Annotated in this window: 11 protein-coding genes; 7 read left to right on the plus strand and 4 right to left on the minus strand. The window is 72.7% G+C overall.

The window, feature by feature from the left end:
• Positions 1–28 precede the first annotated feature (28 nt).
• From ACMXN5_RS24140 to ACMXN5_RS24150, 3 genes are all read left to right on the plus strand, one after another.
• Positions 29–2761: a bifunctional acetate--CoA ligase family protein/GNAT family N-acetyltransferase gene (locus ACMXN5_RS24140; RefSeq protein ID WP_439676950.1), complete on the plus strand. Its 2733-nt coding sequence runs from the start codon at positions 29–31 to the stop codon at positions 2759–2761.
• A 558-nt stretch (positions 2762–3319) separates the two neighbouring features.
• Positions 3320–3907, plus strand: coding sequence for a DUF5998 family protein (locus ACMXN5_RS24145; RefSeq protein WP_161365428.1), 588 nt, complete (start codon positions 3320–3322; stop codon positions 3905–3907).
• Entirely contained in the window at positions 3904–5070 is a 1167-nt protein-coding gene (locus ACMXN5_RS24150; protein WP_439676952.1) for an alkaline phosphatase family protein, read from the plus strand. Before ACMXN5_RS24145 ends, ACMXN5_RS24150 begins: the two co-directional genes overlap by 4 nt.
• A gap of 474 nt (positions 5071–5544) precedes the next feature.
• Here ACMXN5_RS24150 and ACMXN5_RS24155 read toward each other — a convergent pair whose 3' ends face one another.
• Positions 5545–6324, minus strand: coding sequence for a VOC family protein (locus ACMXN5_RS24155; RefSeq protein ID WP_439676953.1), 780 nt, complete (start codon positions 6322–6324; stop codon positions 5545–5547).
• A 110-nt stretch (positions 6325–6434) separates the two neighbouring features.
• Here ACMXN5_RS24155 and ACMXN5_RS24160 point away from each other — a divergent pair, with 110 nt between their 5' ends.
• Entirely contained in the window at positions 6435–7277 is an 843-nt protein-coding gene (locus tag ACMXN5_RS24160; protein WP_395788518.1) for a sulfurtransferase, read from the plus strand.
• 99 nt (positions 7278–7376) lie between these two features.
• Here the strand turns inward: ACMXN5_RS24160 and sepH are convergent, their stop codons facing one another.
• On the minus strand, positions 7377–8507 hold the full coding sequence (gene sepH / locus ACMXN5_RS24165; protein ID WP_379996076.1) for a septation protein SepH: 1131 nt from the start codon (positions 8505–8507) through the stop codon (positions 7377–7379).
• 421 nt (positions 8508–8928) lie between these two features.
• Here sepH and ACMXN5_RS24170 point away from each other — a divergent pair, with 421 nt between their 5' ends.
• Positions 8929–9855, plus strand: a complete 927-nt coding sequence (locus ACMXN5_RS24170) for a hypothetical protein (RefSeq protein ID WP_439676955.1) — start codon at positions 8929–8931, stop codon at positions 9853–9855.
• A 21-nt stretch (positions 9856–9876) separates the two neighbouring features.
• Here the strand turns inward: ACMXN5_RS24170 and ACMXN5_RS24175 are convergent, their stop codons facing one another.
• Complete coding sequence (locus ACMXN5_RS24175) at positions 9877–11211, minus strand: D-arabinono-1,4-lactone oxidase (protein WP_439678065.1); 1335 nt, start codon at positions 11209–11211, stop codon at positions 9877–9879.
• 171 nt (positions 11212–11382) lie between these two features.
• On the opposite strand from ACMXN5_RS24175, the gene ACMXN5_RS24180 reads away from it, so the two are divergent.
• The gene (locus ACMXN5_RS24180; RefSeq protein ID WP_439676956.1) at positions 11383–12558 is read left to right on the plus strand and encodes a ferrochelatase; all 1176 of its coding nucleotides are present in this window, start codon (positions 11383–11385) and stop codon (positions 12556–12558) included.
• Entirely contained in the window at positions 12555–13346 is a 792-nt protein-coding gene (locus tag ACMXN5_RS24185) for an inositol monophosphatase family protein (protein ID WP_439676957.1), read from the plus strand. Before ACMXN5_RS24180 ends, ACMXN5_RS24185 begins: the two co-directional genes overlap by 4 nt.
• Before the next feature lie 154 nt (positions 13347–13500).
• On the opposite strand, the gene ACMXN5_RS24190 is transcribed toward ACMXN5_RS24185, so the two are convergent.
• A complete protein-coding gene (locus ACMXN5_RS24190) occupies positions 13501–13674 on the minus strand; it encodes a hypothetical protein (protein WP_020555845.1) in 174 nt (57 codons plus the stop codon).
• Between the last annotated feature and the right edge of the window lie 62 nt (positions 13675–13736).

Below are 13736 nucleotides of genomic sequence, written 5' to 3' on the forward strand. Positions count from 1 at the left end.
GCACGACACAGGGGTTAGCCTCGCAAACGTGGAGCCCACCGACACCGCAGGTCCGCCGCCGAAGCCCCCCGAGCACTGGGAGGCCGACGTCGTGCTGCGCGACGGCGCGACCGCCCACCTGCGCCCCGTCGGCCCGGACGACGCCGGTCGCCTCGTCGACTTCTACGCGCGCGTGTCCGCCGAGTCGAAATACCTGCGCTTCTTCACCCCCTACCCCCGCCTGTCCGACCGCGACGTGCGGCGCTTCACCACGCACGACTGGGTCGACCGGGTGGGTCTGGGGCTGTTCGTCGGCGACGAGATGGTGGCGATCGTGCGCTACGACCGGATCGGCCCCGACGGCCGCTCGGTGCGCACCGGTCCGCAGGGCCGCTCGTCCACCGCCGAGGTCGCCTTCCTGGTCCAGGACGACCAGCAGGGCCGCGGCGTCGGATCGGTCCTGCTCGAACACATCGCCGCGGTCGCCCGCGAACGCGGCATCCGACGCTTCGTGGCCGACGTACTGCCCTCGAACCGGCGCATGGTCACCGTGTTCACCGAGGCCGGCTACACCCAGCAGTCCGCGTTCGAGGACGGCGTGGTCCGGCTCAACCTCGAACTCGCCCCCACCGAGACCTCGCTCGGCGTGATGCTCGGGCGCGAGCACCGGGCCGAGGCACGCTCGATCGCCCGCCTGCTCACCCCCCGATCGGTCGCCGTGATCGGCGCCGGCCGGCGCGAGGGCACGGTCGGCCACACGCTGTTGACCAACCTGCGCGCGGGCGAGTTCACCGGCGAGGTCTACGCGGTCAACCCGAAGGCGGGCGGCGAGCCGATCGACGGCGTGCCGACCTACGCGTCGGTGTCCGACATCCCCGGCGACGTGGACCTCGCGCTGGTCGCCGTCCCGGCCGACGCGGTACGCCGGGTGGTCGACGAATGCGGCCGCAAGGGCGTGCACGGCCTGGTCGTGGTGTCCTCCGGCTTCGCCGAGACCGGACCCGAGGGGCGCGAGAGCCAGCGCCGGCTGGTCCGCGCCGCCCGCCGGCGCGGCATGCGGGTGATCGGGCCCAACTGCCTCGGGATCCTGAACACCGACCCCGACCTGCGCGTCAACGCGAGCCTGTCGCCCCGGATGCCGCGCCGCGGCCGGGTGGGCATGTTCGCCCAATCCGGCGCGCTCGGGATCGCCATCCTCGAATCCACCGTCGGCCGCGGGATCGGGCTTTCCACCTTCGTGTCCGCCGGCAACCGCGCCGACGTCTCCGGCAACGACCTGCTCCAGTACTGGGAGGACGACCCGGCCACCGACGTGGTGCTGCTGCACCTCGAATCGATCGGCAACCCGCGCAAGTTCACCCGCCTCGCCCGCCGGATCTCGCGCACCAAACCCGTGGTCGCGGTCAAGTCCGGACGGCACAGCCAGGGCGTCCCACTCGGCCACGTCACCCGCGCGCTGACCCTGCCCGACTCGGCCGTCGACGCGCTCTTTCGCCAGGCCGGCGTGATCCGCGTGCCCACCGTCGCCGAACTGTTCGACGTCGGCCAACTGCTCGCCTACCAACCCCTGCCCGCCGGCGACCGGATCGCGATCATCGGCAATTCCGACTCGCTCGGCCTGCTCACCCAGGACGCCTGCGCGAGCGCGGGCCTGCGCCCGCTGCGCCCGGTCGACCTGACCACCGGCGCCACCGCCGACGACTTCCGCGCGGCGCTCGCCGACGCGCTGGCCAGTGCCGAGACCGACGCGGTGATCACCGTGTTCATCCCGCCGCTGACCACCTCCGGCGACGAGGTCGCGAGTGCCATCGCGGAGATGGCCGGGCAGGCGGCGGAGATCGGCAAACCGCTGCTGACCACCTACCTCGCACACGAGGGGCTGCCCACACAGCTGCGCCGGCTGGACGCCGACGGCGTGCCCGCGTTCGGCTCGGTGCCCTCCTACCCGGCCCCGGAGAACGCGGTGCGCGCGCTGGCCGAGGTGGTGCGCTACGCCGCCTGGCGCCGGCGGCCCACGGGCCGGGTGCCCGAACACTCCGAGGTACGCACCGACCAGGCCCGCGCGCTGGTCCGGGCCCGGCTCGGCGGCGCGGACGCGGTCGGCCTGTCGCCGGCCGACGCCGCCGAACTCCTGGACTGCTACGGCATTCGGCTGCGCCCGGCGGTGCGGGTGGACAGCGAGGACGCGGCGGTGCGCGCGGCGGCCGAACTGGGCTATCCGGTCGCGCTCAAGACCATCGCCGAACACCTGCGCCACCGGGTCGACGTGGACGGCGTGCGCCTGGACATCGGCGCCGAGGCCGGACTGCGCCGGGTGTTCCGCGAGTTGACCACCCGCCTCGGCGGCCCGGACCAGGCCCGGCTCGTGGTGCAGTCGATGGCGCCGCACGGGATCGCGACGGTGCTCGGGCTCACCTACGACGAGTCGTTCGGCGCGGTGTTGTCCTTCGGCCTGGCCGGACCGGCGAGCGAACTTCTGGGCGACGTGGCCCACCGCCTGGTGCCGGCCACCGATCAGGACGTGGCGGATCTGGTCCGCGAGGTACGGGCGGCGCCGATGTTGTTCGGATATCGCGGCGCCCGACCGGTGGACGTACCCGCGCTGGAGGACGTCCTCCTGCGCCTGTCCCGGCTCGCCGACGACCTGCCGCAGGTGACGTCGGTCGAGCTGAACCCGGTGGTGGTGGCGCCCGAGGGCGCACACGTGCTGGGCGCGCGAATCCGGCTGTCCCGCCCACCGGCGCGCACCGACCTGGGCCCGAGGGCGCTGTCGCGGCCGTAGCGCCCGGAGTCCGCGAACCCCTCGACGTCGCCCGGACATGTGGAACCGCCGCCGTACTCACATGCCACCCCGAGCTGTGGCACCTACGTACGGCGGCGGCTCCGGGCCGGATCAGCTCTGCGGCATGCCCCTCCGCGCCTACCCTCCACATGGCTGCGCATTTCATGCCGTTCACGCTGTCCGGACCGAGCCGCCCCGCGCCGGTCGTTTCCCCGAGTGTCCCCGGCGATGAGGCGGTGTCACTCGTCCCCCCGCCCGGGGGCACGAGTGTCGCGAGAGATCCGCCGGTGCCACCGTCTGCACGGCGCGTCCCTGTTGCCCCGGCCGGGTCTCTCGAGAGATCAGTCAACCCCGCCGAGCCGTCGAACGGGAGGGCGCACGAAAGGCGCACGGTGGCGATCCGTAGAGGGCGCCCCAACGGTGCGCATCCACCTCACCCGTTCGGTCCTGTCATTACGTCGACAAACCGTCACCATTCGGCAACGGCCGGTATCCGACCCGATCTTCGGACGAGGCGGATGGCGCACGGGTGCCCTCGGAGGTGCCAGGATGGGGGGTATGGCTAAGACCACCACCTCGACCCAGGGGCTGCGCACGGCCATCGAGCGCAGCGGTTACTACCCGAGCCTCGTTGCCGACGCGGTCGAGTCCACGATCGGCACCGAGCCGGTCGACGCTTTCCTGGTGCACCAGGAGACCACGTTCGATTCCAATGAGGTCCGCCGCCACATCACCGTTCTGGTGCTCACGCCAGGCCGATTCCTGGTCAGCCACACCGACGAACACGCACCCGACGACACCTCGCCCACGCCCTACGCGACCACGTCCACCGAGACCGTGCGGATCGACCGACTCGAGTCGGTCGTGGTCAGTCGGGTCGTGGGCAACCCCGCCGAATACGTTCCGGGGGCCCCGCCGCGCGAAGCCGTGCTCACCATCGGCTGGGGCGCGGTCGGCCGCATCGACCTGGAACCGGCCGGATGCGCCGACCCGAACTGTGAGGTCGACCACGGCTACACCGGCTCGTTGACCGCCGACGACCTGTCGCTGCGGGTGAGCGAGGCCGCCGACGGCCCCGAGGCGGTGGAGCGCACGCTCACCTTCGCCCGCGCGCTGTCCGAGGCCGTGGCCGGCATCAACCAGTGAGCACCTCCGTCTGGCTCGACGAGCAACCCCCGGTCCCGTTGCCCCGCTACGAGGCCGGGGCGCTGTGCGACCTGCTGCCCTCCATAGCCGCCTCCCTCGGCATGCCGGGGGAGCGGAACATCCTCGGCCTCGCGCCCGCGCGCGCCGCGTGTGTGTTCCTGATCGACGGCCTGGGGTGGGAGTTGTTGCGGGCGCATCCCGTCGAGGCGCCGTATCTGCACTCGCTCCTGGCCGGCTCGTTCGCCGGCAGCGGTACACCGCTCACCGCGGGCTTCCCGGCGACCACCGCGACCAGCCTCGCGTCGTTCGGCACCGGGCTCACCCCCGGTGTGCACGGCCTGGTCGGCTACGCGGTGGCGGTGCCCGGCGAGAACCGGCTGATGAACCAGCTGCGCTGGGTCGGCGACATCGAACCCCGGGCGTGGCAGCCGTATCCGAGCGTCCTCGAACGCGCCGCCGCGGCCGGGATCACCGTCGCGCAGGTCAACGACACCATGTTCGAGCACACGCCGCTGACCAGGGCGGCGCTCGCCGGCGGTCGCTACTTCGGCGCCGAGTTCGGCGCCCCCAGGATCGAGGCGGTACACCGGCAGTTGGCGCAGCCGGGCCCGGTGCTGATCTACACCTACGCGAGTGAGCTGGACCGCGTCGGGCACGGCATGGGCGTCGACTCGCCCGAGTGGCGCGCGGAGTTGCGTCGGATCGACGGGGTGGTCCGGGCGATGGCCGAGGGGATGCCCGCCGACTCGGTGTTGTACGTCACGGCCGACCACGGCATGGTCGACGTAGCCCCCGAGCATCGGGTCGACGTGGACGCCGACCCCGGCCTGTCCGCCGGAGTGGCCCTGCTCGGCGGCGAGGCGCGTGCCCGGCACGTCTACACCCGACCCGGCGCGACCCGGGACGTGTACGCGATCTGGGACGACATGCTGGGCGACCGGATGTGGGTGGTCACCCGCGACGAGGCGATCGAGTCGGGCTGGTTCGGACCCAAGGTCGAGGACCGGGTCCGCGAGCGCATCGGCGACATCGTCGCGGCGGCCTTCGGCGACGTCGCGGTCGTCGCCTCCCGGCGCGAGCCCGGCGAGTCCCGACTCACCGGCGTGCACGGCTCGATGACCGCGGCCGAACAACTGATCCCGCTGCTCGAAGTGCGGAGTTAGCGCCTGCGCGCGCCGGATTCGGCGGGCGCGGCGCGTTTCGGTGGGCCGGGCATCTCGGCAAGCGCAGCTTTTCCGCAAGCGCAGCCTTTTCTGCAAACAAAGGGGCGGCCCCCGATGGGGGTCGCCCCTTTGTGCCGAATCACCGCCGGTTCAGGCCTGGTTGCGCTTCTTCTGCACAGCGAGCGCGACACCCGCGGCGGCGGCGAGCAGCAGGACGATCTTGAACAGCTTGCCCATGGAAATGGACCCCCTCGATGGTCGAAACGATGGTGCGTCTCCCGGCGGGGAAGGTCGCGGGCGACGCGGGCCCGTGTGTACGTAGGCGCACGGGTCCCGCCGATCCCGGACCCCGCTCCGGTCGGAAGCCCGTCAAGCTCGACTCTACGTCACCCGTTTGGTTCAAGGGGGGAGCGGTTTCCGGTCGGAGTGGCGGCCCGGTCCGGCCCGATCCGGCGGCGGATCGGGAGCAGTCGACTATTCCGGACCATTCGGATTCGAGGCCACCGCGATCACGTTGAACAGCGCGCCCTGCGGATCCCGTATGGCGGCCACCCGGCCGTACGGGGACTCCTCCGGTCCGCGCAGCACGGTGCCGCCCAAGTCGTCGACCCGTGCGACGCTCTCGTCCGCGTCGCGCACCGCGAAGTAGACGGCCCAGTGCGGAGGCGGCCCGTTGCGCACCCCGGCGAGTCCGCCGCGCGGCACACCGTCGACGTGGAAGGTGGCGTAGTCGAAGTCGGCGTCGGACATGTCCTGGAAGGTGACGCCGAACACGTCCGCGTAGAACCGCTTCGCCCGGTCGCTGTCCGGTGTGTACAACTCGTTCCACACCACGGCGCCGGGCTCGTTCACCACCCCCGCGCCGATGTGTTCACGCGCCTGCCAGACGGCGAACACCCCGCCCGTCGGGTCGGCGGCCACCGCCGTGCGGCCCAGCGTGCGCACGTCCATCGGCGGCACCGTCACCTCGCCGCCGGCGGCGACGACCGCGCGAGCCACCGCGTCGATGTCGTCCGCCGCGAGGTGCGTGGTCCAGGCGATCGGCCCCGGCTGCCCGGGCGCTCGGTCGAGCAGGCCGGCGACAGGCCGCCCGCCGAGGGTGCAGGTCGTGTAACCGCCCGGCGGAGCCGGCTCGATCTCGTCGTCCCAGCCGAACAGTCCGCGATAGAACGCCAGTCCGGCCGCGACATCGGGCACGGCCAGGTCCACCCAACACGGCACGCCGGTGGGATATCGCGAGGTCCACACACTCATCGCTGCCTCCTCGGCAGAAGGTGACAATCGGGGACGATACGACATCGATGCTGCCGGCCGCGTGCCCCATGTGCTCGTCGCCGAGCCGTCACACGAGGCAGGATGCCGTCATGAGTTCCCTGATCAGCGCGGCCGACCTGGCCGCCGCCCTGGATGGTTCGTCGCCCCCGATCGTGCTCGACGTCTCCTGGCAACTGGGCGGCCCGCCCGGCATCGACGCCTACCGGGTCGCACACGTGCCCGGCGCGCACTTCGTCGACCTCGCGAAGGAGTTGTCGGGACCGCACACCCCGACCGGCGCCGGCGGCCGGCATCCGGTGCCCGAACCGGCCGCGTTCGGCGCGGCCATGCGGCGGTACGGGATCGGCCCGGAGACCGACGTGGTCGTCTACGACGCGGGGCAGAGCATTGCCGCGGCGCGCGCGTGGTGGTTGTTGCGCCACTTCGGTCACGACCGGGTGCGCGTGCTCGACGGCGGCCTCGGCGCCTGGACGGCAGCGAACCTGCCGGTCACCGACGTGGTGCCGGCACCCGCCGAGCCGGGCACCTTCGTACCGCGCCCCGGCGGCACGACCCGGCTCGACGCGGACCAGACCGCGGCGTTCGTGGCGGGCGGCGGTGTGCTGCTCGACGCCCGCGCCGGGGAACGTTTCCGCGGCGAGACCGAGCCGATCGACGCCAAGGCCGGCCACATCCCCGGCGCGGTCAGCGCGCCCGCGACCGACTACACCCACGCCGACGGCCGGTTCCGCGAACCCGCCGAGCTGGCGGAATACTTCGCGACCAAGGGCGTGGTTCCCGGCGCGCGGGTGGCCGCCTACTGCGGCTCCGGCGCGACCGCCGCGCACGAGGTGCTGGCGCTGCACCTGATCGGCGTACCCGCCGCGCTGTACGCCGGTTCGTGGAGCGACTGGATCTCCGACCCGGAACGCCCGGTGGCCACGGGCGAGTAGCCGCGAGCGGTCGGCGCCGCCGGAGACGGGACACGACCAAGGAGCCGAGGAAGACCTCGGCTCCTTTGTGGTGTCGTCTGTGATTATTCGGTTATTCGGTTATTCGCGCCGTTTGCGCCTGCTGCCGAAGACGATCTCGTCCCAACTGGGCACTGTCGCCCGGCGGCCGGGGCGCACCCCGTCGGCCTCGGCCTGCCGGTCGGTGCTGCCGACCAGCCGCTCGCGGTGCGGGCCGACCACACCGCGCGGCACCAGCACGTTCTCGTAGGCGCTGCCCGCGCCCGCCGCCGCGGCGGGGGCCTGGGTCTCCTCCTCCTCGATCGGCTCGGCGCGCTCGGGGCGTTCCGCCCGCTCCGCGCGTTCGATCCGCTCGGGCCGCTCGACACGTTCGATCCGCTCCGGGCGCTCGGGCCGCTCCGTACGCTCGATGCTGCCCACGCGCGGGCGCTCGGCCAGCGCGGTGACGTCGATCCGCATCGGCCCGGGGGAGGCCTGCCGCTCCTGTGCGGCCGGCTCGCCGCGCAGTCCGGGTACGGCGTCGAGCAGGCTGGTGATCGCGTCGTCGTCGCTCTCGCGCGGGATGGTGGCCAGGCGCGGGCGGAACGGGAACGGCGTCTCGGACGCCGCCGGGTGCTCGCCGATCAGCGAACGCGCCTCGTCGTCGTTGGTGGTCACCAGGCGGCGGGGCGGGTCGAAGCTCCAACTCGCCGAGCGCATCTCGCCGTCGGCGCGGTACAGCAGCAGGATCTCCCAGCTGCCGTCGTCGCGGCGCCACGAATCCCACTGCACCGACTCGGAGTCGGCGCCGCGCAGGTGCAGTCGCTCGGTGACGATCTCGCCGAGCAGCGGACCGGTGGTCTCGCCCTGGCGGCGGATCGGGGTCTTGCGGGCACGCTCGGCCATGAAGGCACGCTCGGCGAGCACCGGACCCTCGAACCGCCGTACGCGGTCCACGGGGATGCCGGCGAGCTGTGCGACCTCCTCCGCGGTGGCACCGGCCCTTATCCGGGCCTGGATGTCACGCGGACGCAGCTGGCTCTCGACCTCGATCTCGATCTGACCGAGTCTGGCGCGGTCGCCCCGGACGGCGGCGCGGAGCCGCTCGTCGATGGGCAACATGTACTCAGTGCCGTCGGCAGCCTTCAGCACCAACCGTGTGCCGTCGTTGCTGACGGCCACGACACGCAGTTCGGGCATGGGGACCTCCCGGGTGGTGCCTGCCGACGTCACCTGCGTCGTTGCTCCCGCTACGAGTGTGACCTGCCCAGCCTCGGCATGACCACAACCTGACCGAGTTGTCCGGCGTGTCGGATTTATTACCTGACTGGCCGAATTGCCTTGGTTACACCATTTCGGGTAGATACCGGGGCGGTGCCCCACCCTGACCCCTGCGGTCGGTCGCCTCCCCCTTCGCGCACAGGCCTTTCCGGAACCTGGCGTGAACAGTACTCCATTCGGGGGCTCTACCGGGACACACCGCGCCGCATCGGCGCGTCCCGTTCGGACGAGTCGTTTTCGGCCGTCCGGGGTGATGTCGATCACAAGATTGGGCCGATTGGAACGATGTCGCTGGGCCGTTCAGTCGTAACCAGGGTGAAGTCGTGTTTTTCATGATTAGCCGCCGGTTGTGAACGAACGTGCAAGGAAAGTGATGCCGGAAAGGACCGAGCGTGAACGTCGCCGGATCGATGTCAACGGGGTGCAGGTCGTGGGCAGTGCCCTGGCGGCCATCTCCTCGGCGTTCCTGCTCTCCACCCTCGGCGTCGCCGGGACGGTGATCGGCGCGGCGCTCGCGAGCGTGGTCGCCACCGTCGGAAGCGCGGTCTACGTCCACCTGTTCCGGCGCACCGGCGAACAACTGCGCGACGTGCGCGCGACGCTGACCCCGCCGCCCGAGAGCGGGCCGGCCACCGAGCCGACCGCGATCCCCGACCGGCCGACGGGCGTGGCCGATCCGGGGCGGGCGACCGACGAGACGATGCTGCTGCCGGTCGGCGAGTACACCCGGACGCCGGGCGACGCCGGGGCCGAGACCGGGGCGGAGCCCGCCCCGACCGGCGAGCGGCGGGTCTGGCTGGCCCGTTCGCTGGTCGGCGCGGTGGTGGTGTTCGTGGTGGCGATGGGCGTGGTCACCCTCGCCGAGACCGCGATCGGCCGTTCCTTCGCGAGTCTGTTCGGACACGGCGACGACGGCTCGACCATCTCGCGCATCGTCGACGACAAGCGCACCCGCGACGACACCCCGAAGTCGCCCGGCGGGGCCACCCACGGCCCGACGGGATCGACCGGATCGACGTCGAGCCACGCCCCGGACACCGGCGACAAGGCCACGTCGACCCCGAACGGCGGCGGGGGCGCGACCTCGGTGCCCTCGACCACCCCGACGACCCGGCCCAGCGGCAGCGCCTCGACGAACCCGACCGGCTCCACGCCGCCGACCACGCCCGCGTCCCCGACCAAACCCCCGGCGGGCGGCTCGGCCGGCGGCGACACGGACGCCGGCGGCGGCGCGGCGGCCGGGAATGAGGCGGGCGGCCGGGGCGGCACGAATGCGAACGCCGGTGCGGGTACCCGCTGACCGACCGGCGCCCCCGCTGCCTCAGTCGCCCAGCACCCGACGCAGATAGTCGTTGCCGAAGCGGCGCTCCGGATCGACCCGGTTCCGCAGCGCCGTGAAGTCGGCGAACCTCGGATAGAGGTCGGCCAGGTAATTCGCGTCGCGGGTGTGCATCTTGCCCCAGTGCGGGCGCCCGCCGTGCGCGACCATGATCTTCTCCACCTCGGTGAAGTACCGCTCGTGCGGCGTCCCCTTGTACAGGTGCACCGCGATGTAGGCGGTCTCGCGCCCGTACGCGGTGGACATCCACAGATCGTCCGCCGGGGCCACGCGCACCTCGACCGGGAAGCCGATCGGCAGGCCGGCGGTGTCCACGAACGCGCGCACCTCGGTCAGCGCCTCGGTCGCCGCCGCGCGCGGCAGCGCGTACTCCATCTCGATGAAGCGCACCCGGCGCGGACTGGTGAACACCTTGTGCGAGGTGTCCGAGTAGGTGCGCGCCGACAACGCGCGGCTGGAGAGCCGGGCGATGGTGGGCACCGTGCGCGGCGCGGCACGGCCGACCCGACACGCGAGCGAGAACACCCCGTTGGACAACAACTCGTCGTCGAGCAGGAAACGCGCCTTCGACAGCGGCTTCGCCGGCCCCTCGATCCGGTTGTTGCGCTTCACGTTGCAGTTGTCGGTGTGCGGGAACCAGTAGAACTCGAAGTGCTCGTTGTCCGCGCACAGCGCGTCGAAGTCGGCGAGCACCGCGTCGAACCGCATCGGCTCCTCGCGCGCCTCCAACAGGAAGCTCGGCTCGACGCCGAAGGTCAGTGCGGTCACGATGCCCAGCGCACCCAGACCGACCCGGGCCCCCGCGAACAACTCGGCGTTCTCGGTCGGCGAGCACGTGGTGATCTCGCCGTCGGCCAGCACGATCTCCATGCCGCGGATCTGCGCCGCCAGCGAGCCGGACGCCCGGCCCGTGCCGTGGGTGCCGGTGGAGGTGGCGCCGGCCAGGCTCTGCACCGCGATGTCGCCCATGTTGGTCAGCGCGAGGCCGTACCCGGTGAGCAGCGTGTTGAAGTCGCTCAGCCGCATCCCGGAGCCGACCGTGATGGTGCCGGCCGCGCGGTCGAGCGCGTGCACCTCGGTCAGCCCCTCCGGGCGGATCTGTACGCCGTCGGTCACCGCGATCGAGGTGAACGAGTGGCCGGCGCCGACGGCCTTGACCGAGAGCCCCTGCGCGGCGGCGCGGCGGACCGCGGCCGAGATCTCCTCGGCCGATCCCGGGGTGAGTACCGAGTGCGGTCGCGCGGACTGGTTCCCGGTCCAGTTCCGCCAGGCGGGGGGCGTCTTGGAGACGGCGGTGCCGGCGCTGCTCAACGGGATTCCTCCTGGGGTCGGACGCGGGATCTGCCGGACATTACCCGCCGGTCAACGGACCGGGAAGGGGTCGCCGGAGGATGGGCGGCAACTCACCCGCGGCTCACCCGCGCCACACCCCCCGCGGCCCGGGGTGTGATGTGGGCGGGCGGGGCGCACGATGCGAGGATCACAGGCATGCACGCGACACAGGCCCCCGACCCCGAGCCGTTCGACGCGCTCCTGGTGCTCTCCTTCGGCGGCCCGGACGCCCCCGACGAGGTGCTGCCGTTCCTGGAGAACGTGACCGCCGGACGCGGGGTCCCCCGCGAGCGCCTCGAAGAGGCGGCCGGCCACTACGCGCACTTCGGCGGCGCCAGTCCGATCAACGCGCAGAACCGGGCGCTGATCGCGGCCGTCGAGGCCGACCTCGCCGCCCACGGGGTGCGGCTGCCCGTCTACTGGGGCAACCGCAACTGGCGCCCCTACCTGGCAGACACCGTGCGCCGGATGGCCGACGACGGGATCGAACGCGCCGCGGTCCTGGTGACCAGCGCCTACGGCTCCTACTCGGGCTGCGCGCAGTACCACGAGAACCTGCTCGCCGCCCGCGCCGAAGTCGGCGAGCGGGCCCCGGTGTTCGACAAGCTGCGGCACTTCTTCAACCACCCGGGCTTCGTCGAGCCGCTGGTGGACCACACGGCGCAGGCGTTGGCGCGGCTGCCCGAGCGGGTCAAGGCCGGCGCCCGCCTGGTGATGGTCACCCACTCGATCCCCACCGTCACCGCACGCACCGCGGGCCCGGCCGGCAACGCCTACGTCACCCAGCACCGGGAGACCGCGCGCCTGGTCGCCGAGGGCGTCGCGCGCGCGGTCGGCCGCGAACACGACTGGGACCTGGTGTACTCCAGCCGCAGCGGCCCCCCGCAGGTCCCGTGGCTGGAGCCGGACGTCAACGACCACCTCGTCGAACTGGGCGCGGCCGGGGTGTCCGCCGTCGTGCTGGTGCCGATCGGATTCCTGTCCGACCACATGGAGGTGGTCTACGACCTCGACGTCGAGGCCGCCGCCACGGCCGCCCGGATCGGCCTGCCGCTGGCCCGGGCCGCGACCACCGGCGCCGACCCCAGGTTCGCCGCCGCGGTGCGCGAACTCGTGCTCGAGCGGGCCGCGACGGTGCGCGGCGAGGCGCCCGCGCGGTGCGCGCTGGGCGTGCTGGGCGCCGCGCACGACGTGTGCCCGGTCGGCTGCTGTCCCGATCCCCGGACACTGCGGCCGCGCCCCGGGGCGTCGGCCCCCGACCCGGAGGCGACCGCGCGGGCGCCGCGCGGGGCGGCGCTGCTCGGTGAGCGCTCCGGCAGGATGGACCCATGACGATCGACACCGCGGAACTCCTGGCCATCGCCCGCGACGCGGCGCGCCACACCGGGGGCTTCCTGCTGCACGAGCGCCCCGCCGACCTCGGCGTCGCGGCGACCAAGAGCAGCCCCACCGACGTGGTCACCGAGATGGACACGGCCGCGGAGAAGCTGATCATCGAACGCATCCGGGCGCATCGACCGCACGACGGCTTCCTCGGCGAGGAGGGCGACGCGAGCGAGGGCAGCAGCGGGGTGCGGTGGGTGATCGACCCGATCGACGGCACCGTCAACTACCTGTACGACCTGCCCGGCTGGTGCGTGTCGATCGCCGCCGAGACCGCCGAGGGCACGCTTCTGGGCGTGGTCGAGGTCCCCGTGGTCGGCGAGACCTTCCACGCCGTGCGCGACGGCGGCGCCTTCCGCAACGGCCGGCCGATCCACTGCCGGCCCGCGGTGCCCTCCGCCCGGGCGCTGGTGGCTACCGGATTCGGCTACACCGTCGAGCGGCGCACCCGACAGGCCGAGGCGATCGCCGCGCTGCTCCCGCGGGTGCGCGATCTACGCCGGGCGGGCTCGGCCGCGATCGACCTGTGCTCGGTGGCGGCGGGCCGGGTCGACGCCTACTACGAACGCGGCCTGAATCCGTGGGACGTCGCGGCCGGCGCGCTGATCGCCCGCGAGGCCGGTGCCGACGTGGTCGTCGACCTGTGGCCCGAGGCGGACGGCTCGACGATGTGCCTGGCCGCCCCCGCCGCACTGCGCGCGGAACTCCAGAGCGCCCTGGCCGCTCTGCACGCGTAGACCCGCCCACGGGTGAGGCCCGGATCGAAGTGATCCGGGCCTCACGGGTCTCGGCCGGACAGCCGAACCCCCGGCGTCCGCTGGGGACCTCGCCGGGGGAAACAAGAACGGGTGTGTCTGCTGCTGTACCGCGGGGATGTGTGGCCGGTGTGGCTCAGGCGCTCTCGGGCAGCACCCGCACGCCGTGCTCCGACGCCATCCGCAGAAGATCGTCCAACTCGGACTGCTCGACCTCGACGAGGAAATCGTCACCGGTGTCGCACGCCTGCTTCAACGCCTGTTCGGTCTCACGTATGCGCCGCAGTACGCCGGCCGTGAATTCGTCCATAAGGCCGCCCCAATGTCACTCGTCGTCGCCGGTTTCGGTTGTCCTACCCCCCGTGCAACGCC

The organism is Embleya australiensis (assembly GCF_051903075.1).
In the GTDB taxonomy this organism is placed as follows: domain Bacteria; phylum Actinomycetota; class Actinomycetes; order Streptomycetales; family Streptomycetaceae; genus Embleya.

Bases quoted from the DNA above. Each gene is read 5' to 3' on its own strand.
- ACMXN5_RS24145 (WP_161365428.1), top strand. From the start codon at position 3,320: ATGGCTAAGACCACCACCTCGACCCAGGGGCTGCGCACGGCCATCGAG.
- ACMXN5_RS24155 (WP_439676953.1), bottom strand. From the start codon at position 6,324: ATGAGTGTGTGGACCTCGCGATATCCCACCGGCGTGCCGTGTTGGGTG.
- ACMXN5_RS24160 (WP_395788518.1), top strand. From the start codon at position 6,435: ATGAGTTCCCTGATCAGCGCGGCCGACCTGGCCGCCGCCCTGGATGGT.
- ACMXN5_RS24170 (WP_439676955.1), top strand. From the start codon at position 8,929: ATGCCGGAAAGGACCGAGCGTGAACGTCGCCGGATCGATGTCAACGGG.
- ACMXN5_RS24180 (WP_439676956.1), top strand. From the start codon at position 11,383: ATGCACGCGACACAGGCCCCCGACCCCGAGCCGTTCGACGCGCTCCTG.
- ACMXN5_RS24185 (WP_439676957.1), top strand. From the start codon at position 12,555: ATGACGATCGACACCGCGGAACTCCTGGCCATCGCCCGCGACGCGGCG.
- ACMXN5_RS24190 (WP_020555845.1), bottom strand. From the start codon at position 13,674: ATGGACGAATTCACGGCCGGCGTACTGCGGCGCATACGTGAGACCGAA.